This is a genomic window from Aureitalea marina, assembly GCF_002943755.1.
GTDB lineage: Bacteria > Bacteroidota > Bacteroidia > Flavobacteriales > Flavobacteriaceae > Aureitalea > Aureitalea marina.
Map to the genome: position 1 here is coordinate 499111 of NZ_MQUB01000001.1, position 21874 is coordinate 520984.

The 21874-nt window shown below is 44.8% G+C and carries 22 protein-coding genes; 20 read left to right on the plus strand and 2 right to left on the minus strand.

Features of this window, described 5'->3' with window-relative positions; translation table 11 throughout:
* Positions 1 to 3: 3 nt before the first annotated feature.
* The 20 genes from BST85_RS02390 (at position 4) to BST85_RS02485 (ending at position 19531) form a co-directional block, all read left to right on the plus strand.
* Complete coding sequence (locus BST85_RS02390; RefSeq protein ID WP_104811801.1) at positions 4 to 831, plus strand: glycosyltransferase family 2 protein; 828 nt, start codon at positions 4 to 6, stop codon at positions 829 to 831.
* A gap of 1 nt (position 832) precedes the next feature.
* A complete protein-coding gene (locus BST85_RS02395; RefSeq protein ID WP_104811802.1) occupies positions 833 to 1621 on the plus strand; it encodes a glycosyltransferase family 32 protein in 789 nt (262 codons plus the stop codon).
* Entirely contained in the window at positions 1614 to 2564 is a 951-nt protein-coding gene (locus tag BST85_RS02400) for a hypothetical protein (protein WP_104811803.1), read from the plus strand. The genes BST85_RS02395 and BST85_RS02400 overlap by 8 nt, the downstream gene beginning before the upstream one ends.
* Complete coding sequence (locus tag BST85_RS02405; protein WP_104811804.1) at positions 2548 to 3798, plus strand: glycosyltransferase; 1251 nt, start codon at positions 2548 to 2550, stop codon at positions 3796 to 3798. The genes BST85_RS02400 and BST85_RS02405 overlap by 17 nt, the downstream gene beginning before the upstream one ends.
* A 29-nt stretch (positions 3799 to 3827) precedes the next feature.
* Positions 3828 to 4610, plus strand: a complete 783-nt coding sequence (locus tag BST85_RS02410; RefSeq protein WP_104811805.1) for a glycosyltransferase family 2 protein — start codon at positions 3828 to 3830, stop codon at positions 4608 to 4610.
* 7 nt (positions 4611 to 4617) lie between these two features.
* Positions 4618 to 5526 (plus strand): glycosyltransferase family 2 protein, encoded by a 909-nt coding sequence (locus BST85_RS02415; protein WP_181039938.1) that lies wholly within the window; start codon positions 4618 to 4620, stop codon positions 5524 to 5526.
* A gap of 2 nt (positions 5527 to 5528) precedes the next feature.
* A complete protein-coding gene (locus tag BST85_RS02420; protein WP_104811807.1) occupies positions 5529 to 6536 on the plus strand; it encodes a glycosyltransferase family A protein in 1008 nt (335 codons plus the stop codon).
* Complete coding sequence (locus BST85_RS02425) at positions 6533 to 7447, plus strand: sulfotransferase (protein ID WP_181039939.1); 915 nt, start codon at positions 6533 to 6535, stop codon at positions 7445 to 7447. Before BST85_RS02420 ends, BST85_RS02425 begins: the two co-directional genes overlap by 4 nt.
* A gap of 144 nt (positions 7448 to 7591) precedes the next feature.
* Positions 7592 to 8194, plus strand: coding sequence for a CatB-related O-acetyltransferase (locus BST85_RS14385; RefSeq protein WP_219842110.1), 603 nt, complete (start codon positions 7592 to 7594; stop codon positions 8192 to 8194).
* A gap of 63 nt (positions 8195 to 8257) precedes the next feature.
* Positions 8258 to 9262, plus strand: coding sequence for an N-acetylneuraminate synthase family protein (locus BST85_RS02435; protein ID WP_342750376.1), 1005 nt, complete (start codon positions 8258 to 8260; stop codon positions 9260 to 9262).
* The gene (gene neuC, locus BST85_RS02440) at positions 9259 to 10419 is read left to right on the plus strand and encodes a UDP-N-acetylglucosamine 2-epimerase (RefSeq protein ID WP_104811809.1); all 1161 of its coding nucleotides are present in this window, start codon (positions 9259 to 9261) and stop codon (positions 10417 to 10419) included. The genes BST85_RS02435 and neuC overlap by 4 nt, the downstream gene beginning before the upstream one ends.
* Positions 10419 to 11108, plus strand: coding sequence for an acylneuraminate cytidylyltransferase family protein (locus tag BST85_RS02445; protein ID WP_104811810.1), 690 nt, complete (start codon positions 10419 to 10421; stop codon positions 11106 to 11108). The genes neuC and BST85_RS02445 overlap by 1 nt, the downstream gene beginning before the upstream one ends.
* Positions 11105 to 12142 carry a cysteine peptidase family C39 domain-containing protein gene (locus BST85_RS02450; protein ID WP_104811811.1) on the plus strand — a complete coding sequence of 346 codons (1038 nt, stop codon included), beginning with the start codon at positions 11105 to 11107 and terminating at the stop codon, positions 12140 to 12142. Before BST85_RS02445 ends, BST85_RS02450 begins: the two co-directional genes overlap by 4 nt.
* A gap of 23 nt (positions 12143 to 12165) precedes the next feature.
* Positions 12166 to 12465 carry a hypothetical protein gene (locus BST85_RS02455; protein ID WP_146090626.1) on the plus strand — a complete coding sequence of 100 codons (300 nt, stop codon included), beginning with the start codon at positions 12166 to 12168 and terminating at the stop codon, positions 12463 to 12465.
* The gene (locus BST85_RS02460) at positions 12462 to 13589 is read left to right on the plus strand and encodes a glycosyltransferase family 4 protein (protein WP_104811813.1); all 1128 of its coding nucleotides are present in this window, start codon (positions 12462 to 12464) and stop codon (positions 13587 to 13589) included. Before BST85_RS02455 ends, BST85_RS02460 begins: the two co-directional genes overlap by 4 nt.
* Positions 13590 to 13617: 28 nt before the next feature.
* A complete protein-coding gene (locus BST85_RS02465; RefSeq protein ID WP_104811814.1) occupies positions 13618 to 14727 on the plus strand; it encodes a glycosyltransferase family 4 protein in 1110 nt (369 codons plus the stop codon).
* Entirely contained in the window at positions 14724 to 15797 is a 1074-nt protein-coding gene (locus BST85_RS02470) for a glycosyltransferase (protein WP_104811815.1), read from the plus strand. Before BST85_RS02465 ends, BST85_RS02470 begins: the two co-directional genes overlap by 4 nt.
* A gap of 151 nt (positions 15798 to 15948) precedes the next feature.
* On the plus strand, positions 15949 to 17145 hold the full coding sequence (locus BST85_RS02475) for an O-antigen ligase family protein (RefSeq protein ID WP_245917615.1): 1197 nt from the start codon (positions 15949 to 15951) through the stop codon (positions 17143 to 17145).
* Entirely contained in the window at positions 17096 to 18112 is a 1017-nt protein-coding gene (locus BST85_RS02480; protein WP_104811817.1) for a glycosyltransferase family 4 protein, read from the plus strand. The genes BST85_RS02475 and BST85_RS02480 overlap by 50 nt, the downstream gene beginning before the upstream one ends.
* Before the next feature lie 30 nt (positions 18113 to 18142).
* Positions 18143 to 19531 carry a sugar transferase gene (locus tag BST85_RS02485; RefSeq protein WP_104811818.1) on the plus strand — a complete coding sequence of 463 codons (1389 nt, stop codon included), beginning with the start codon at positions 18143 to 18145 and terminating at the stop codon, positions 19529 to 19531.
* Here BST85_RS02485 and BST85_RS02490 read toward each other — a convergent pair whose 3' ends face one another.
* A complete protein-coding gene (locus tag BST85_RS02490; RefSeq protein ID WP_104811819.1) occupies positions 19532 to 20710 on the minus strand; it encodes a lipoprotein N-acyltransferase Lnb domain-containing protein in 1179 nt (392 codons plus the stop codon).
* Positions 20707 to 21777 (minus strand): putative type IX sorting system protein PorV2, encoded by a 1071-nt coding sequence (locus BST85_RS02495; RefSeq protein ID WP_104811820.1) that lies wholly within the window; start codon positions 21775 to 21777, stop codon positions 20707 to 20709. The genes BST85_RS02490 and BST85_RS02495 overlap by 4 nt, the downstream gene beginning before the upstream one ends.
* Positions 21778 to 21874: the final 97 nt, after the last annotated feature.

Sequence of the window (21874 nt, forward strand, 5' to 3'; positions counted from 1 at the left end):
TGCATGGCCAGTATATCAGTAATTACGGTAAATTATAACAACGCAGAAGGGTTGAGAAGAACCTTTGACTCTGTCGCTGAGCATAAAACCTCAGATTTGGAGTATATCGTTGTTGATGGCAACTCAGATGATGATAGTTTAGTATTGATCGAAGGAGCTACAAGTCTGATCGATCAGTGGATCAGCGAAAAGGACGAGGGTATTTATCAAGCCATGAATAAGGGGATTGCCATGGCTCAAGGGGAATACGTTCTCTTTCTGAACAGTGGAGATCATTTTACACAGGGGCTGGATTTAACTAAAGTCTTCGATGCTCTGGATGGAACTGGCTTGATTGCCTGCGACATTCACGTGAGGGGAACGGGCATCGATTACCTTAAAGAACATCCGGAAACCTTGACTTTCTCCTACCTGATGGAGGATACTCTGGCGCATCAGTCTGTGTTGATCAGGCGGGAGCTGTTCCAGGAGATTGGGAGCTACGACGAGTCCCTTAAGATTACAGCAGATTGGAAGTTCTTTATGCATGCCATCGGTTTACACAGAGCCAGTTATAAGCGTCTACCCTTGGTGCTGTCGTATTACTATCTGGACGGAATCAGCGCAACCGGCCCTGGCAGTAATATGCGTAAAGCGGAGAGGCGTAGAGTGATCCGGGAAGAGTTTGCCTATTTCTATCAGGACTATCGCAAGCTTAAACTTATGGGTTCCAACAGATTTAAGATGCTCACAGAACTCGAGAATTCCAAGTTCGCCCGTAAGTTCAATTCGTTCATGTTAAGACTAGGCCTATTTATCTTCAGAGGGAAAAGATTGAAAGATCTCGAATAATATGATCCCTAGAAAGTTGCATTATTGTTGGTTTGGTCATGGTCCAAAAAGCCAGTTAGCACTGGATTGCATTGCGAGTTGGAAAGATTTGGCTCCGGGTTTCGAGTTGATAGAATGGAATGAATCCAATACCACCAAATACCAGAATAAGTTTTACCGGGATGCCTATAGGAACAAAGCCTATGCCTTTGTAGCGGATTGTGTGCGCGTTCAGGCTCTGCAAGAGCATGGGGGAATCTACTTGGATATGGACATGCTAATGCTGGAAAGCCCTGATTCTTTATTGGGATATGAATTCTTTACCGGTTACGAAATTGACAAACGTCCGGCCTATGGATACTTCGGGGGTGTGGCAGGTAATCATTTTTTCCGCGAAATGAGTCAGTACTACAATACCAACCGCTACAACAGGTATTCTCCTCCGGTAATCACTCACCTGTTTAAAGACCTGGTAACGGAAAATAATCTGGAGAAGAACGAAGTTATCTTGTCTCCAGCGGTTTTTTACTGTTTTCCTTATCAGGAAAGGGAAAAGGATTATCGCCAGTTTGTAAAAAGCGACTCGCTTGCTGTTCATCTCTGGGATCACTCCTGGAGTGATGGCGATGGCTTTTCCAAGGACTTTACAAGGAATTCCAATTCATGGTTATTGACCGAAATAGCCAAAATTACCCGGGACTTTCTGTGGTATGGTTATCCTTATTCGTATTTCAGGAGGTATTTAAGAGGATTTAGCCGAATTTTGTACCACCGACTGTTAGGCATCAGCAAAACAAACACCCATGATTAACCTGGCCCGAAAGATCTATAAAAAGACCTTTGGCTTTCCTAAAAGGACTTATTTCAATGTGCACCCAGCCGATTATAAGGGACAGGATGTCGCAGATTTGATCTATGAGGAGCTTCAGTCAGGGAAACCACTTATGATATCAAGAATGGGCCGTACCGAGTTTAGCTGTGTCAATTTTTACAAGAAGACTCGAAACGGGAGAGTTCAACGCGACTGGAATTACATCCGAGGTCGCATCGATAAATTTGATTACGATCCGACAGATGTGCATAAGATCCATCAGAACGCAGGCTTCTTCCCACCAACGCATGACAAACTAGATCAGTTTTCAGAGTTAATGCTTGATTGCTTGCCACAGATCGATATACTGGCATCCATCATTAACCTGGAGAATGAGTTTGGTGAGGAGTTGAGGCAGGCCAAACGTATTTGGTTCGAAGACCTGAATCCCTACTATCACCAAAGACCATGGAGTCGAATTCTGAAGGGTAAAAAAGTATTGGTAATACACCCTTTTACAGCTAGTATAAAATCCCAATTCGAAAAGAGAGAATTAATATTTGAGAACCCCGATATTCTCCCTGAATTTGAATTGATCACCTATACACCGGTCCAGTCCATCGCTGGAAACTATAAGAGTTTACCCTATAAGGACTGGTTTGAGGCGCTCGAGAGTATGAAGTCGGATATTTCTAAACTGGATTTCGATGTTGCCCTGATCGGTTGTGGAGCTTACGGTATGCCATTGGCCGCTCATGTCAAACAATTGGGTAAACAAGGAATTCACATAGGCGGTGCCATTCAAATCTTGTTTGGGATACTTGGTAAACGTTGGGAAAGCGAGTACGATATTAGTCATTTGGTCAACGACAACTGGGTAAGGCCCATGGTTACAGAGATACCGGATAATCACAATCTTGTAGAGGGTGGGTGCTACTGGTAAAAAGGGACCTAAGGTTCTCCATTTATCCACCACAGCTAGAGGTGGGGCCGGAATAGCGGCGTTCCGCCTTTATGAGGCTCAGCGAGCAAGAGGTCATCAGGTGGCGTTCCTCTCTAAAACCATTGCCATCGATTTTGAAGGCACTGAATTAGTCGATCACTCATTGAGCTATAAAAGACCTGGTCCTTGGAAAAGAGCAATGATCAAGATTAACCGATTGTTCACAAGGAACAAAGTCCTCAGCCATATCCGAGATATACAAGAAAGTACTCAAGCCGAGATGGTGTCTTCTCCCTACGGACCAAAGGCCATGAATACTCATCCTTTGGTTATATCGGCTGACATTATCCATCTTCATTGGGTTTCTGGTTGGATTGATTATCCTAGTTTCTTTAAGGAAGTCCGAAAACCGATGGTCTGGACTTTACATGACGCTAATCCATTTATGGGTCTTTTTCATTATCCCATGGATTTGGAGATCAATCGCAGCTTAGTTAATTCCCTGGAAGATCAGGTTAAGGAGATCAAGAAAGGAGGAATGGCCTTAAGTAACCAATTAACCATAACAGCACCTTCAAAATGGTTGCTCAACCAAGCCAGAGAGAGTGGTCAATTTCCAAAAGGATCAAGTTTTCTATGCGTTCCAAATTCTGTGGATACCAACAACTTCAGACCATCTAAATCAACCCTGAGAAGTCGTCTTGGGCTAACTGAGGAAGAAGAAGTAGTCATGTATATTGCGGGTTCCCAAAACATCAGACGTAAGGGATTGGATCTATTGTTAAAGGCTCTGGCCTTGTTAGATCGAGATATAAGCATACTCACAATAGGTAAGAGTGACCGGCCCATGGATGCTACGGCTGCCAATGTGATCAATCTGGGTTTTATTACTGATGCAGGTCAATTGGTCGAGGCTTATAATGCCGCCGACGCTCTGATCCTTCCCAGTTTAGAGGACAACTTACCCAATACCATGTTAGAGTCGCTGGCCTGCGGGACTCCCGTTGTTGCTTTTGATCGAGGTGGAATGAAGGAGCATCTTTCTGATCCTGATCGCGGGCAGTTGGTAAGTGATCAAACTCCTGAAGCCTTGGCAATTGGGATAGAGAAATTCATGGATCGACGACGGCAATTGCAAGTCAATAAGATCAGAGATTATGCTTTAAAGCACTTTAGCCCTGATGTTCAGGTAGCGGCCTATAAAGAAACCTACGAGGAACTGCTGAAGGACTAAGTTGATCGATTTGGCTTAACTTTAAACACATGATAGCCCCATCAATATCTGTAATAACGATCAATTTCAATGACTCCGCGGGTCTTAAGCGAACCTTGGATTCTGTGTTCTCTCAGTCCTACAGCAATTTGGAATCTGTAGTTATCGATGGGGGTTCTACAGATTCAAGTGCCCAGGTTATTCAGTCGAGGATTAATGAGATAGGCAAGTGGGTGAGCGAACCAGATCGAGGTATTTACAACGCCATGAACAAAGGGATCAAACTCGCAACCGGGGATTTCATCCTTTTTCTGAATAGTGGAGACGTGTTTACAACCGATGAGTCGCTTGCCAAATTTGTCCAACATCCCAATTTCAAAGGCGATATTATCTATGGGGATTACAATTTTGGCCAGGGCGAAAAACTGTATCCGGACCGTCCCTCCTTGTACTTTCTCTTTAAAAGCTCTTTACCTCATCAATCTACCCTTTTCAAAGCTGATGTATTTGAACGAGTAGGCCTCTATAACGAAGAGTATAAAATTACCTCAGATCGAGAATTTTATATCAAGGCCTTGGTTAGAGGAGATATTGAATTTAGTCATGTCGATGTTGCACTTACAACTTTCGATCAAGAGGGTATAAGTAATGACCCAAATTCCAGAGCGCTAAAACAGGAGGAAAATCACGAGATGCTGAGAGAACATTTCGGACCCTTTTATGATGATTATTTGCAATTTATTCAGATCGAACATGAGAATAACAGGCTGAAAAGAGGGAAGCTTGTTCGATTCTGGGCTCGGTTTAAAAGGAAGGTGTTTGGAGGAAAATAATCCCAAAGTGAGTATTGTCGTACCGGTTTATAACCGTGAAGGACTTGTTGGCGAGACATTGGATAGTATACTGGGCCAGACATTCCCCAATTGGGAGTGCATCATCGTCGATGATCATTCAGATGATTCGACCTTTGAAGTGATCAATGAGTATCAATCCAAGGACAGTAGGTTCAAGATCTTTAAGCGTCCTGCAGACCGTCCCAAGGGTGCCAACTCTTGCAGAAATTATGGCTTTGAGCAAAGTACTGGGGCCTATGTAAATTGGTTTGATAGCGACGATATTATGCTACCCGAAAAGCTGGAGATACAGCTAAGTTCTTTAACTAAGTCTGAATATGCATTTTCTGTGTGCCAAACGCTGGTCTTTGAGGAGGAAAAAGAGAACATCATCGGATTGCGAAAAGAGTCCATTCACTCGGAGGATTTCTTTAATGACTTTGTCACCAATAAGATCATGTGGTTGACCCAGGCACCTTTGATCGAACGATCATTTATCGATCAGTATGAATTTCGATTTGATGAGACCTTGGCTAAAGGGCAAGAGCGAGATTTCTTCATCAACCTGCTTTCGGTTGTAAATGGATATCATCATACGGATCAGCCTTTGGTTCTGTTTCGAAAGCACCCCAATAGCATATCAAATAAGCCCTCAACACCTCAGAAGTTGTATTCCAGTTTTTTGGTCAATTTCAATATAATCAAGCGTCACTCTTCCAGATTGAACAAGGAGTCCATCAGATATCTTAAGCGGGTGCTTTTGTCAAAATTGTATCAACTCAATCGGATGGATGAGAGATCACTGGTCGGTGATATATTGAATCAAATTAAGTCGATCAAAGTGTATAATCCATTGGAATTGCTGGTAATTAAATTGAAGCTTCTTTACTTTGCGAATCGGAATTCGTCAAAATAATTATGAGACTGGGAGAAAACCCGCATAAGGATAAAAAGATCGACAGTGGTTACTACCACAGGGTTATTATTCCCGTTCATGTACCCGAGCTGGAAGGCTATTACGAAAATGGCCTTAAAGTGACCAGAATTTGCCTGAATTCGTTGATTAAGACAATACATTCCGGAGCCTGTATTACGGTTGTGGACAATGGAAGTTGCCAGGAAGTAAAAGATTATTTATTGACATTGTTTCAAGACGGCAAGTTGGATCAATTGATCTTGAATAGTGTTAACCAGGGCAAGATTGATGCGGTCATACCGGTTGCCCGAACCTCGGCAGAACAATTGATCACTATTTCGGATGGGGATGTTTTATTCATGGATGGTTGGATTCAGGAGGTTGAGACGGTGTTTCTTAGCTTTCCGGAGGCCGGAATGGTTTCGCCAGTTCCACACGGAACAACTGCTTATAATTACACTGTCAATACCCTATTCGATGGAATGTTCAAAGGAAGGTTGAAGTATCAACAACTCTGTGACCAGGAAGATATGATGCGTTTTGCACGAAGTATAGGGAAAGAAGATAGCATGTATAAGGATAGGGGCAAGTTACATCAACAACTGACCGTAATACGTTCCGGTCATTCGGCTGTTGTTGGCTGTGGTCATTTTGTTTCGACCATTAGAAAGGAAGTTTTTGATCATTCACCAAAGGAACGAAGTCAAATGGCCTATGCCAGCATTGCGGACAGAACCTACATAGACATACCTGTGGAGCATGCAATGTATTGGCGGTTGGCAACAGTAAAAAATTGCGCATACCACATGGGGAATCATCCAGAACCCTGGATGGAGGAACTATTTGATGATCTATCCGGAAACCGCTCAGAATTAATACAAGTCCCATCAGGGAAACGGTGGAATGTTCCACTTGAGATCAAAAGAATAATGGTACGATTACTTTATGACAATCGATTAATGAGACCACTGGTCAATAAAAGATTGGGATATAAAAGTGATTGGTCTTGAAAGAGAGGAAAGTTATACTGGTAACAGGTTCCAATCGCTCCGGATCAACCTGGGTTGGACGGGTATTAGCATCTAACGGAAAGGTAGATACCATCATAGAACCGTTGAATGTGAATCGGGTCCAGCGATTTGGTCATTACGACATAAACACCTGGTATCCAACCATTAATTCGGACAGCACTGAATCCCTGATCAGGGAAATTCATAAACTATACGCTGATTATCTGAATACCTCTATCATTGGTTCATTTCGAGATTTTTTTAAGTCCTATGAAGGTTTTGGCCCGCTGATATCATTGAAGAAGAGGCTGCGTAGAGCAAGCAAGCCTGTTAAAATGCTTAAAGACCCCATGGCCATTTTCCTTGTACCCTGGTTAGTGGAGCAGTTCGCGGTCATTCCAGTTATTTTGATCAGGCATCCCGCGGCTTATGTTCTCAGTATCAAAGAAAAAGGGTGGAAATTTGATTTTCAGAATTTATTGGAACAACCCAACTTTTTTAATGGAGGAATGGACCAGCTGGAATCTGAGGTTAGAGCACACCAGAACAGTAGAAATGATAGTCTGATAGATAATGCCGCCTTGTTTTGGAAGGTCTGCTATACCAAGGTTCAACTTTATCAAAGAGATCATCCGCAGTGGCATTACGTCAGACATGAAGACCTGTCACACGAGCCGGCCGCGCAATTTCAGCGGATGTTTGCCTACCTCCAATTGGATTATAACCAGGCAGTTCGGGATTATATCAGGAATTCCACTTCTGTCCAAGACAACAAGTCTGACCAATACCTGCGCAACTCAAAAAAGAACGCCGAAAAGTGGAAATACCTCCTGAACGCAGAGGAGATCGAACGTATTTATGCCATTACCGCTAGTGTATCGAATCATTTCTATCCAGATTTTTCTGTGTAAATTGGTCAGGAGACAAGCATTATTTTATTCTCCACCTTTGAGACATTTTCTACATGTATTAAGGATGTATGACCAGAGTAATTTATCCATAGTCAGTTGAGCAAGCCCGTGAAATTATTTCTCAAAAAATTTCTCAATCGCATTTTGAACACCCCTGAGGAAAGGAAAGGAGTCAGGATAACTGGTTTTTCCAGAGGACTTGCTAATGTTGAGTTTGAAGGGAAGAACCAGGTTCCGGATCGATGCAATTTTTCCGGAGAGATCAAAATAGGATATGCTACTACCCTGGGCTATAACAATTTTCTGCACGGTCATATCACGGTTGGCAAATACTGCCAATTTGGAGCCGATGTAGCCCTGCACGCCACCAACCACCCCATGAATTATCTGACGACATACATCAATGCCAACCTTTTTGAGGGAGAACTCAAGCAGTTAAAAGAGCAGCGCGAGATCCTTGTCGGGAATGATGTTTGGATTGGGCACAACGCTATGATAGTTGGAAATGTAAGTGTGGGTAATGGAGCGATAGTAGCTGCGGGTGCGGTGGTGACCAAAGATGTGCCGGCATATGCTGTTGTGGCAGGAGTTCCTGCCAAGATAGTAAAGATGAGGTTTTCCGATGAGGTCATTGCCAAAATACAAGACCTCAAATGGTGGGATATGACCCAGACCGAGCTTCAGCAACACAAACAGCTATTTCAAACCCCAATAACCGACGATTTCGATCCGACAAAGGACGACTAAATCAAGTGCTATCTGCTGTCTATTTGCCCCAGAAATTAGTACTTTTAACCAAACTCTAGACCCTTGATCACAACCATAGCCGAAATTGGCCAAGCCCACGATGGCAGTTTGGGTATGCTGCATGCATACATAGATGCATTGGCGGAGACAGGGGTGACGGCGGTCAAATTCCAGACCCACATAGCAAGAGCTGAAAGCAGTGAATTTGAGCCCTTTCGTGTAAAATTCTCTTCTCAGGATGCCAGCCGCTACGATTATTGGCAGCGGATGGAATTTTCGAGGGAGCAATGGGTAGCGATTGGCCAGCACTGCCGCGAAAAGGGACTGCGCTTTATCAGCAGTCCATTCAGTAACCTGGCCGTTGATGTCCTGGAAGAAGCCGGAGTCGATGAGTATAAGATCGGCAGTGGGGAAGTGACCAATCATTTGTTGTTACAAAAGTTAGCGGCTACAGGCAAGCCGGTCATTCTGAGTAGTGGAATGAGTTCTTGGGAAGAACTGGATGCAGCGGTCAACCTATTCAGATCACAAGGCACCTCCTTATCCATTTTACAGTGCACTACCGCCTATCCAACGGCAGCAGAACAATACGGTCTCAATGTGATTAAGCAGTTGGCGGAAAGATATGAGTTACCCGTTGGCTTCTCGGATCATTCCGGTGGAATTGCCGCAGGAATTGCAGCGGCCGCTCTTGGAGCCAAGATACTAGAATTCCATGTGGTCTTTGACAAGCAAATGTTTGGACCCGATGTGACCTCCTCTCTTACCATGGACGAGGTGAAGACTTTGGTCAGTGCTGTCAATCAGGTTGACATTGCCTTGAATAATCCAGTGGATAAGTCCGATACTGAACCCTATACCGGGTTAAAGCAGATATTCGAAAAATCCTTGGCGGTGAATAAGTCGCTGGATAGTGGTCATGTATTAACCTTCGAAGACCTGGAAGCTAAAAAGCCGGCAGGAAGAGGTATAGCTGCATCAGAATTTGACCAAATCATTGGGAGGACCCTGAAAAGGCCCCTGGGGCAATGGGATTTTATAAACGAAAATGATTTAGAAGACTCTTGAGCGACAAACGAAAAATATGTGTGGTCATTACCGCCCGTCCCTCTTACAGTCGGGTAAAGACCGTTTTATCAGGTATTCAATCCCATCCTGATCTGGAGCTACAATTAGTAGTTGCAGGTTCGGCTCTGTTGGACCGCTATGGGACCTCGGTCAATTTTATCGAAGAGGATGGTTTTAGCATAAACGAGAAGGTCTTTATGGTACTGGAAGGCGAGAACAAGACGGCTATGGCCAAAACCACCGGACTTGGAGTTATGGAATTGGCCAATGTTTTTTACAACCTGAACCCAGATGCTGTCATTACCATTGCAGACCGTTTTGAAACCATAGCAACCTCCATAGCAGCTAGTTATCAGAATATCCCGTTGATCCATCTTCAGGGCGGAGAAGTAACCGGCAACATAGACGAAAAGGTGAGGCATGCCAATACCAAACTAGCCGATATCCACCTGGTCACAACCGATGATGCAGCACAGCGGGTCATCAAAATGGGAGAAGACCCGGAATATGTCTTTACCACAGGATGTCCGTCTATCGACCTGGCGGCCGAGGTGGCGGCTAACCCTTCCTTGAGTTTTGATCCGGCCAAGAAATATGGTGGAGTAGGAGCCGACATCGATAGTAGTCAGCCGTATATCGTAGTGATGCAGCACCCAGTGACCACGGAATACGACCTGGCGCGTAAGTCGGTCTTGGATACCTTACATGCGGTAAACGATCTTGGAATACAGGCCTATTGGTTCTGGCCCAATGTCGATGCCGGATCTGACGGTACCTCCAACGGTATCCGTTCCTTTAGAGAACGCTATAACCCGCCCAACATCAGGTTCTTTAAGAACATGGAACCCCACGACTTCCTGCGGTTGCTGGTCAATTCGAAATGCCTGGTGGGCAACAGCAGTGTGGGTATACGCGAATCTTCCTTTTTGGGAGTGCCTGTTGTCAATATTGGGTCCCGACAGAATCGGAGACAACGTGGGCTTAACGTGATCGATGTCGATTACAGCCCCGAAGCTATTACCGCTGGGATAAGTTCTCAGTTGTCTTCACCCCGAAACCAAAAAAGCACCATTTATGGAGATGGTCAAAGCGGAACTCGAATAGCCAAAATATTGGCCGAAGTTCCTCTGAGGTTCCACAAAACCATAACCTACTGATGAGAATACTTGGTCTGGTTCCTGCTCGTGGAGGTAGTAAAGGCATACCCGGGAAGAACGCAAAGATATTGTCGGGTAAACCTTTGATCCAGTATACGCTGGAGGCTGCAAAGGCTGCCGAAAGCCTGACCGAACTAATCGTTTCGACCGACAGTGACGAACTAATGCAACTCTCCAGGAATTTGGGGGTGGAAGCTCCGTTTAAAAGACCGGATGAGCTGGCCTCGGATACAGCAAGCTCCCTGGCTGTTGTTCAACACGCTGTAAGTTATTTGCAGACATTGGGAAGAGAATTTGATGCGGTATGCCTGTTGCAGCCCACTACTCCCTTTCGTACTGCCAGTGATATCGATAGTGCGGTAGCACGCTTTATTGATGGAGGATATGATTCTTTGCTCAGTGTAAGAGAAGTTCCACATCAATTTCATCCGGATTGGGTTTATCTCTCATCAAATGATGAGACCATATCATTGGCCACAGGTACATCAACACCTAAACCTCAACGTCAGTTGTTGAAGAAGGCTTACTACAGGGATGGAGCCATCTACATTACCAGGATCACAACGCTAAAGAAGGATAGCCTTTACGGGGATCGTATTGGATATGTGGTCAACGATTCTCAACGCTTTGTCAATATTGATGATTGGGAGGACTGGCAAAGGGCAGAGCGGATTTTAAAAGAGCAATGAAGAAGCGAATTCTACTTTTTGTTCCGGATGGAGTAGGGATCAGAAACTACCTCTATTCAAACGTCTTTAAACACCCTGATTTCGAGGTTGTAATGCTTCATGATTTCCCTCAACAAGTCATCGAAGATCTCTCCCTGGACCTTCCGATATACTCCGAACATAGGATATCCACTTACCGGGAAGGGATAGTGGAGAAATTCCTGAGAGAACTGATACATCGGGTTCGAATCATCCGGAATGTGCGGACTCAGGATAATCCCTCCATCTATCGATTTTGGAAACGCCCCGGTTCTGGTCTAACTCATCGCATCTTCTACGGCCTGATCAAAGGGATAGCGCCGCTGATCAGATCCTACAACGCGGTTCTTGGGTTAGAAAGGCGATATACTAAATCTGTTAAGACGAATTCTGGTTATCAGGCCATTAAACGGCAGATCGAAGAATTATCCGTAGACCAGGTATTTTGTACACATCAAAGGGCCATAAAAGCAACACCGGTCATGCTGGCCGCCCGGGAGCTAGGGTTAAAAACATCTACAGTCATTTATTCTTGGGATAATCTCCCGAAGGCGCGCCTACCCTTTAGAGCGGACACCTATTTTTTGTGGTCTGAGGTCATGCTGCAACATATGCAGGTTTTTTACCCCGAAATTCCTAGGGAGAACCTGATTGTAAGTGGAAGTCCTCAGTTTGAGTTTTATACAAACCAGGATATCTTGATGAGCCGAGACGGTTTTTTTACAAATTATGGGTTGGACCCCGGTCGACGAATAATCTGTTTTTCCGGAGATGATGTACGCACATCTCCTTATGACCCGGACTATTTAAGGGATCTTGCCCAGCAAGTAACTCACTCTGGATTGGACAGCGAATTTCAGATCTTACTCAGGCGTTGCCCGGTTGATCTCAGTGGCCGTTATCAAGAGGTGGTGAACGAGTTCCCTGATCTAATTGTGGAGGTTCCCCCAAATGGAGGGAGAATGTCCTGGAATGGTCTGCTGTTTACCCGGAAAAGGAAGATGTTGAACTACTGACCAATCTAGCCTATCACGCCGATGTGGTGGTCAATCTGGGCTCGACCATGGCCTTCGATTTTGGCATGTTCAACAAGCCTTGTATCTTCATTAATTACGACCAGCCACATGCCAAAAATTGGTCGGTTAAGGCCGTCTATCAATACGAGCACTTCAGATCAATGCCTTCTGAGGATTGCGTATGGTGGTGGAATGAAAAAGAAGGAGTTGTACAATTACTGAATAAGGCAAAAGCTGGTGAGTTCACGAAAATAGGCAATTGGTACCAGGCCATAAATACCCCAGGTGCTTCCCAGAACATTCAAAAAGTTTTACTGGCATGAGAATCGTATTTCTTTCTCACGAATATCCGCTTTGGGCTTCCGGGGGCGTAGGCACCTTTCTGCAGACATTTGGTCGGAGTTTGGTGGCCAACGGACACGAGGCCATCGTTTTGGGGCCAGGGAAAGACCAAGAGGAGGTCATTCTGGACGATCAAGGAGTACAACTGATCAGGCTGCCTCGGAATAGAAGTCGGATGCCGGACTTTATCCATAACGCCAGACTAATAAATAAGAGACTTGAGCAAATTCATAAAAAAACCAATATAGATATAATCGAGTCGGCCGAGTTGGGTCTGGCCTTTATCAAGTCTTCACATCCTGCGAAAAAGAACATTCGTCTGCACGGTGGTCACCATTTTTTTGCTGAGGCAGAACAACGGGGAATCAACTGGAAAAAGGGCTGGATGGAAAAGCGGTCATTTGCAAAGACCGATGGTTTCATCGCGGTTTCCGAGTATGTAAAGCAGCATACGGCCAAATATCTCAATTACCACAACAGACCAATTGAAGTAATTCCTTCCGCCATCGATACTTCCATCGAAATCCCAACGGTTCAAGTGAAAACTAATTCCGTGCTTTTTGCCGGAACAGTATGCCAAAAAAAAGGGGTCAAGGAGCTGATAGAGGCAATTCAAATTGTAGCGGAAGAATTTCCCGAGATTCAATTGAATTGCTACGGAAGAGATTGGTTCTACGCAGACGGACGGTCCTACATGGATGAAATGCGTTCAGTGTTTAGTGAAAGTCAAATGGCTCGGGTTCATTTTCATGGTCAGGTAAACAGAGAGGAATTAAATGAACACTATGCAGCTGCCAGCGTTTGTGTTTTTCCGTCGCGCATGGAGACTCAGGGATTGGTGTCCTTGGAGGCCATGCTCCTGGAAAAACCAGTGGTATTCTCCAAATATGGCCCAGGTCCTGAAACAATTAACCACGGAGTGGATGGATTACTTTGCGATGTCTACGAACCGGAAGATATTGCCCGTCAAATCCTTTTTTACATAAATAATCCGGAAGAAGCCAAAGCGCATGGAAAAAGGGCTCGTCAGGCGGTGCTGCAGCGCTATGACCCAAGAAAGATACTCGATCAGAATCTTGAATTCTACAATAGTCTTCTGAGCTGACAAACTAAACGAAAAACGGACCACTGCAATGAAAATGGCCATATTCACACATGTACCGCATTACCGTTCAGATGAAGGGTGGTGGGGATATGGTCCATACGTCCGCGAAATGAATAGCTGGGCCAAGTTTACCGATCAATTCCTGATCGTTGCTCCAGTCAAGCAAGCTAAAGACCGTATCGATCTGCAGTATGAGGGAGTGGATATTAAAGTGGCGAAGATCCCTGCATTTTCACTGGTCAATTTGAAGCAAGCCATACGTGCCTGTTGGTTGATCCCCGGAATAGTAATCAGGATCTATCGGGCTATGAAAGAAGCAGAGCATTTACATTTAAGATGTCCAGGAAATATTGGTTTATTGGCGGCTCTGGTGCAAATTTGCTTCCCGTCCAAACCAAAAACGGCCAAATATGCCGGCAATTGGGATCCTCTGGCCAAACAACCCAGATCCTATCGAATTCAGAAGTGGTTGTTGTCCAATACCTATCTGACCAAGAATATGCAAGTATTGGTCTATGGAGATTGGCCGGATCAAACCGTGAACGTCAAGCCGTTCTTTACGGCAAGCTACAGGGATGCAGATAAGCAGATACTCGCCCAACGAGCCTATAACCAGCCGTGGAGGTTTGTTTTTGCAGGGACCTTATCTGCCGGGAAGCAACCCCTTTATGTGATAAAACTGCTGTCCTCGCTGGGAAAGAAACTGGAATGGAAATTGGATTATTTCGGAAATGGAGAGCAGTATGACGACTTATCTAAATATATCAGTACTAAAGACTTGTCTGAGCGTGTAGTATTGCACGGCAATGTTCCACAAGACCGATTGAAGGAGGAATTGAAGGCGGCCCATTTTTTAGTTTTACCCTCCTTATCTGAAGGTTGGCCAAAGGTATTGGCAGAAGCCATGTGGTGGGGCTGTATTCCCGTGGCATTACCGGTATCCTGTGTGCCTTGGATGCTGGATCAGGGTAATAGAGGATTGATTATAACCGGAGATGTCAATTCCGATGGTGCAGAATTAACCAAACTGATCAGTGATCCTGTAGGACTGAAGACTATGTCTGAAGCAGGTAGTGTCTGGTCCCGTCAATACACCATGGACCTTTTTGAAGCCGAAATTCAAAAGCTCCTGAAATGAGAATACTTCAGCTGATCGATAGCCTTGAACCGGGAGGGGCGGAGCGCATGGCCGTCAATCTGTCCAATGCACTTACTGAGGCAGGTTATGAATCCCATCTGATCGCAACCCGACAAGGCGGAGACCTGGAGGATGAAATTCTCCCGGACGTTCAGTTCACTGTACTCAAGAAAAAAAGTGCATGGGATCTCATGGCTGTCAATAAATTGGCTCGCTATATAAAACGGCATGATATAAATGTGATCCATGCCCATTCCAGTAGTTTTTTTAGCGCCTACCTGGTCAAGTTTCTGATGCGAAACGTGAGACTCGTCTGGCACGATCATTACGGGATGAGCGAACAATTGGACAAGCGTCCAACAATGGTATTGCGGTTTTGTTCATCGAAATTCGATTCCATAATCAGCGTTAATGATCAGCTGCGAAACTGGGCCCAGTCCAATTTGAAGTGCAAGCGCGTTATTCAGTTGGATAATTTCGTTTGGACCAATACACAGAAGAAACCAACTCTGGAGCTTAAATTTCCCCAAACTTTTCGCATTATTTGTCTGGCCAATTTCCGGCCTCAAAAGGATCATTTGAATCTGGTCAAGGCATTTGCAAACTTGTCTCAGTCTGAGCAAGCAGTAAGCCTTCACCTGATTGGGAAGCTTTGGGGAGACCAATACGAGGACAGCATTCGGGATTTTATTGCTGAAAAAGAACTAAAAGTTCATATTTACGGGCCACAGAAAAATGTGCATGGCATTTTAAAACAGGCCGATCTGGGTGTGCTCTCTTCCTTGTCTGAGGGATTGCCACTCGCCTTGTTGGAGTATGGTATGGCAGGATTGGCTGTTATTGCTACGGATGTGGGTCAGTGTAGGGAGGTAGTTGGAGATTTTGGTAGCTTGGTTCCTCCTGCTGATCACCGGACCCTGGCTGATGCTATGATCAAAGTGAAAGGAAAATTGGACAAAGGAGAACAATTGGGGAAGGGCTACTGTGGTCATATAACCAAGAATTATGCCTTTGATTCTATATATTCCCAATTGAAAAGTATTTACCATGGCAAAGGTGCTAAAATATAAGATTACACCTCATATCCAGTTGATCCTTTTTCACTTAGGACTCGGATTAGGAATTTACAGCTTTAGGAGCTTTAGTAAATTATACCTGGCCCTGGTAGTTCTCTATTTCCTCTTAATAGTTTTCATACGCGGAAATCGCAAAGATGAGGTTTTGTATGCGGCCGCCTATATCACGGGTTTTGAGGTTTTTAGTCGAATGACCGGCGGAGCCATTACTTATGAATTCGCCAAGTATGCAGTGATTATGTTTTTGGGAGTCGGTATGTTTTACCGGGGTTTCCATAGAGGTTCTTGGCCGTTCGTTCTGTTTTTGTTACTCTTATTTCCAGGCATCATATTATCCGCTATTAATCTGAACTATGGGTCTGAATTATTTAAAGCAATCAGTTTTAACCTAAGCGGCCCTACCTGCTTGGCTATTTCTGCCCTGTACTGCTACCAAAGGAAGGTCCCTTGGAGACGAATGGTTGAAATATTGACCTATATCGTATATCCATTGATCGGGATGACTGTTTATCTTTTTCTTTATACTCCTGATTTGAGGGATGTATTGACTAGTACAGAATCTAATTTCCAAGCTTCAGGTGGGTTTGGTCCAAACCAGGTAGCCACAGTCTTAGGATTGGGGATGTTTGTCCTTTTTACACGTCTATTAATAATTAATCATCGATTCCTAAATTTGATCGATTTAGCTCTATTAGGATTTCTAAGTTACAGGGCTATTGTTACTTTCTCGAGGGGCGGGGTATTGACTGCCGCAGTTTGCGCGGGTATCTTTTTGATAATTTATTTTGTGCGAGCCAGTACGAAGGATAAGGCGGTCACCATTCCCAAATTAAGTCTCATTGGGGGACTTTTGGTGATAACATGGTTGGCTTCATCATTCTTTACCGGTGGATTTATTGATAAACGCTATTTGAACCAAGATGCGGCAGGGCGTGAGCAGGAAGACCTTAGTACAGGTAGATTGGAATTAATCAATTCTGAGTTGGAGGAATTCTATGCTTATCCCTTAACTGGTATAGGTGTGGGAAAAATGAAAGAAGTAAGGCAGGAAAGAACTGGGAAAACATCAGCAACGCATAATGAGATTAGTAGATTATTGTCGGAACATGGTTTACCAGGACTATTGGGATTATTTGTGTTAGTATTCACACCAGCAGTGCTATTTCTCAAGGATGGCTCCAATCCCTATTTGCTTCCCTTCATCGCCTTCTGGTTCCTGACCATCAACCATTCCTCCATGCGGATTGCTGCTCCGGCATTCGTCTATGGATTAGCCTTATTAAGTCTTTATCGTGAAAAGAAAGCTACTTTACATCGGCAACCAATTAGCGGACAAGGGTAGGACCCCGACCACTATAGATCGACTGGCTCCACGGCTGAAAGACATGGGCTTTGAAGTTCTTACAGCCTCTTCAAAAGAGAATAAGTTTCTCCGGCTTTTGGACATGCTTTGGACCACCTGGCGATTTGCGTCCGCCAGCAATCTTGTACTTATTGATACCTACAGCACTACCAACTTTTGGTATGCGGTATGGGTAGCCCGGATCTGTCGATTTCGAAAGTGCCCATACATTCCTTACCTGCATGGCGGTAACTTACCGGAACGGCTCTCTACCAACCCCAAGACATCCAGGAATCTCTTCGGTAAGGCCAAGATCATTGTCAGTCCGTCTTCCTATTTGATCCAGCAGTTTAAAGAAGCGGGATTTGACAGATTGCACCTTATTCCCAACTTCATCAATTTATCCGATTACCCCAGGAAAGATCGATCACAGTTGAGACCCCGATTACTCTGGGTCCGTTCTTTTGCAGCCATTTACAACCCTCAAATGGCACTTGATGTTGTCGAGAAGTTAATGGTTAAATATCCTACCGTGGAGCTGTGCATGGTAGGTCCTGACAAGGATGGGAGCCTCTATTCCTGTCAGCGCTATGCAAGAGAAAAGGAGCTACCTGTTCGCTTTACCGGAAAGCTGGGAAAAGAGCAGTGGATAGAACTATCCCAAGCGTATGATATTTTTATCAATACAACCCACTTTGACAACATGCCTGTTTCGGTGATCGAGGCCATGACTCTAGGATTGATCGTAGTGTCTACCAATGTCGGAGGAATTCCTTATTTGATCGAACATGGTAAAGAAGGGTATTTAGTCCCTGACGGCGACGCTCAGGCCATGGCAAGTCAAGTGAGCCAGTTATTGGAGAGCCCAGACGGAGCTTCTTCAATACAAGAACAAGCTAGTGAAATCATAAAACGATTTGATTGGTCCCAGGTTCAGGAAGAATGGAAGTCCTTGCTCAGGGAATAATTGTTAAATTTAACCCACCAATCTTACCCAATGTCTGCTAAGTCGAGTATCCATTTTGAGATATCCGAACGCAAAGTACTTTTACGCATCTTCGATGTGATCAGTGTTTTGTTGGTCTTATCTGTAGTAGGCAACCTCTTCGATTTCGATTATTTCAAGATAAACGCGGATAACTGGCTGTGGTCGGCTGTGTTGGGCTTCTACCTCATTGTCTTTGGAACCATCTTCGAGTTATACGATCTGCAAAAAGCCGGACGTTTTGAAGTAGTGGTCCAGAATGTGATCCTTACTTCCTCGGTTACCGTGCTGGTCTACCTGCTGACCCCCTTCCTAACACCAGTCCTACCAGACAATCGCTTGCAGATCGTCTATTTCTACATTGCCATCAATGTGGCCTTGTTTGGCTGGCGCTATGCCTATATCACCTTGATCAGTGCCGCCCGATTTTACAAGGAAGTCTTACTGATCTGCGATTCCAGGGACCTGGAGTCAATTCGGGAAGCTTTGTATAAATCTGACCCGAATTACAAATTGATGGGATTTGTCAATACAGGGCCCTATTCGCCTTCAGACGAGCACGGTATCACAGAGTACCGTAGACAGGAAATTGAGCCTTTACTGGCTGGAAATAAGGTTTCAGAAGTTGTAGTTGCTTCTCCATGGGATGGGGGAATGACCGTCAAGTTGTACAACACCCTGATCAATTTATTGGAAAAAGGAGTCTCCATTCGAGAATACACTCAAGTGTATGAAGAGATCACCCATCGTGTTCCAGTACAACATGTGGATAAGGATTTCTATCGATATTTCCCGTTTAGTAGATCCAACCAGAATAAGTTATACCTCTTCTTTCATCGCATATTGGACCTGTTATTTTCATTATTCGGTCTGGTATTTGGCCTGCTGATCAGCCCGATAGTGCTAGTTGGGAATTTAATCGGAAATCGAGGCCCCATTTTTTACACCCAGGAACGTGTCGGTCGCAATGGTGCGCATTTTAAGATCTATAAACTGCGTTCTATGGTGGTGGATGCGGAGAAGGACGGAGCTCAATTTGCTGGTAAGCGGGATCATCGGGTCACCAAATTTGGTCGTTTTCTTAGGCGTTCCCGATTTGATGAGATCCCACAATTCATCAATGTGATCAAAGGGGATATGAGTGTGATCGGCCCACGTCCAGAACGCCCGGTATTTGTCAAAGAATTGTCCCAGAGCATTCCTTTTTATGAAGTTCGCCACTTGGTTAAGCCAGGTGTCACCGGTTGGGCCCAGGTTAATGCGAAGTACGGAGAGTCCCAGGAAGACTCCTTGGAGAAACTACAGTACGATCTTTATTACATCAAGCATCGCAGTCTGTTTTTGGACATCAGCATCGTTTTTAAAACACTGAGCACCATTATCTTCTTCAGGGGGCAATAACTATTTAGGAAGTACCAGGAACAGGTAGAGATAGCGATACCCCAATGCCAGAAATAGGGGAATTAATGAAAGCGCAAATTCCTGCACGCCGGTTAGCCAATGGATGATCATCAATACTCCCATCAAAAGTAAGAACGCGATGTATCTACGACACCAGCGAGGTGGTTGCATCTTGGTAAGCGGCCAGAGGGCGATCAGGGACAATGGAGAGGCCCAAAGCAGATTGTAGTTGTTGGCTGTGGTAGAATGTTCGGTGGCAAACCACAACAGCATCAATATGACCCCAACAATGCCAGTGAGTCCCATGATCGATATATCCAGCCATCGACTACGGCGTCCATTGGAGGTGTCCTTCCAAGTCACCCATATGATCAACCCCCCAATCAGAATGAAGAGCAACAACGGACTCAGTAAAAAGTTAGCACCGTCCTCAACAGGTTCATTCTCGAAAAGCATCCTGGAGGCACCGGCCAAGGGAACTTCTCGTCCATCCACAGTCATTTGGGCACCTGCCACGGCTTGTGAAACATATTCGGGCAGAAATTGATACTCCCAGGCAGTGGCTACTCTATCTGTTACTGCACCTATACCCAGGTCCATTCCCATACTACCCCAGGTATTCCAATGTACATTTTGCTGAATCAATTGCCGGAATGTAAGACCATCCGAAGCATAGGACTCATCGATGGTCACCAAGCTTTCTCGGCCTTTAAAGATCACATCCCGCGGTTTGGTAGCGCAGTTGTCGTAAAAGAAGTCATAGCGATACCGGGAATTCTCAGGTTTGATGTTCTCCCTCAGGAAATCCATCATTTTCGATTTCTCCTCAGGTGAGAGCAGAAGTACCTGTTCCTTAACCCATCTATTCTCTCCCTTGTAAAAGTTTAGAAAGGACTCAAAGTAGTTGGTGGTCACCTTGTACATCATTTGCCCTTGGGCGAACTTCAGGTAAAAGTTAGGAGTGTCAAAATCGTAGCTGCCGTAATTGAATACGATGTCCAGATCGCCATCTTGTAAACGGATGCCTGTATGGCCAAATTTGTCATACAGATTCTTTCCAGGCCCAACAGTGATCAGGGAGATCTTGGGGTCTGCAAAATTAACCTCCTTCTGGGCGTGTACTCCTGCACTGAAGAGGATGAGGAATGTACTAAGGAGTAGTGTAAGTTGTTGTCTCATCGGAAAATACTCCAGTCCAAGGTAAGCGAAAATACATTGGAGTACAAGGCAGCGCTTTGATCGCCGATATCCGTAAGGGCATAGTCTATGGCAATTCCTTTGTACTTAAAACCAACCCCGATATTGGGTTGAAATCCAACGGAATCACTGCCATCTAATTGGGTGATATTTTGGAAGTTCCCGACCCCTCCTCGTACAAATATCATGTCGATATAACCAAATTCCAAACCTACGGCAGGGGTAATACTTGCGAAAGAGCTGGAAATAATATCGTTGGTCTCTGCAAATCGAAAGTTCAGATCAACCTCCGCAAGCAGGGCAAAGTCGTAGTGGAAAACCCACTTCTTACCCATCCCCAATTGAAGCTTAGGGATAGTTATCTCTGTGGTTTCCGGTAATTCTTGGTTTTGACCGGGTACAGCATTCTGGATAGTGGCAAATTCATCCTCGTCTATGGTCCAGGCATTGAAGGTGGTCGTGATGTCCCTGACCATGACCCCGAACATCCAGTCATTACCCGTTCTATATTGAAGCCCTGCATCCAGTCCGAATCCCCACGAGGAGGCAAAGTCCCCTATGATCCGTCTGATCACTTTTGCATTCACACCCAGATCCAATCCTTCCAAAGGTAGCCGACGCGCATAGGAGAAGGTGATTCCATAATCTGCAGTGGAAAAGAGACTGATGCGGTTATAATCGATATTACCCTGCTCGTCGATCAACTGGGTCGTATTCAGTATATCGTCTACACCGAATCGGATCACGGACAAGGCTATGGCAGACTGATCGTCCAATGGCATGGCAAATGCACCGTAATCATAATTGGCAATGTTGGCAAAATAGGAGGCGTGCATCAAGGCGAGTTGATTGTCCTCTAGATTGACCAAACCGGCTGGGTTCCAATAGCCAGAATTCACATTAGATGAAGAGGCAATCACGGCATTGGCCATACCAAATGCAGCAGCATCCACCCCGATATTCATGAATTCGTTGGAATACTTACGGGTGGTCTGGGCATGAAGGAGGGCAGAAAACAGCAGTAATGCCAGGAATAACCTCTTTTTCAAGCTTAGAATTTTGTGCAAATATCTGACTATTTTACAGAATACTAAACTTTAAAATTGGCTACATATTGTGCCGAAAGCGATCCGGAATCTTTGATTA

Coding starts and splice junctions, on each gene's coding strand:
- BST85_RS02390 (WP_104811801.1), top strand. CDS start 4: ATGGCCAGTATATCAGTAATTACGGTAAATTATAACAACGCAGAAGGG.
- BST85_RS02395 (WP_104811802.1), top strand. CDS start 833: ATGATCCCTAGAAAGTTGCATTATTGTTGGTTTGGTCATGGTCCAAAA.
- BST85_RS02400 (WP_104811803.1), top strand. CDS start 1,614: ATGATTAACCTGGCCCGAAAGATCTATAAAAAGACCTTTGGCTTTCCT.
- BST85_RS02410 (WP_104811805.1), top strand. CDS start 3,828: ATGATAGCCCCATCAATATCTGTAATAACGATCAATTTCAATGACTCC.
- BST85_RS02420 (WP_104811807.1), top strand. CDS start 5,529: ATGAGACTGGGAGAAAACCCGCATAAGGATAAAAAGATCGACAGTGGT.
- BST85_RS02445 (WP_104811810.1), top strand. CDS start 10,419: ATGAGAATACTTGGTCTGGTTCCTGCTCGTGGAGGTAGTAAAGGCATA.
- BST85_RS02450 (WP_104811811.1), top strand. CDS start 11,105: ATGAAGAAGCGAATTCTACTTTTTGTTCCGGATGGAGTAGGGATCAGA.
- BST85_RS02460 (WP_104811813.1), top strand. CDS start 12,462: ATGAGAATCGTATTTCTTTCTCACGAATATCCGCTTTGGGCTTCCGGG.
- BST85_RS02465 (WP_104811814.1), top strand. CDS start 13,618: ATGAAAATGGCCATATTCACACATGTACCGCATTACCGTTCAGATGAA.
- BST85_RS02470 (WP_104811815.1), top strand. CDS start 14,724: ATGAGAATACTTCAGCTGATCGATAGCCTTGAACCGGGAGGGGCGGAG.
- BST85_RS02485 (WP_104811818.1), top strand. CDS start 18,143: ATGTCTGCTAAGTCGAGTATCCATTTTGAGATATCCGAACGCAAAGTA.
- BST85_RS02490 (WP_104811819.1), bottom strand. CDS start 20,710: ATGAGACAACAACTTACACTACTCCTTAGTACATTCCTCATCCTCTTC.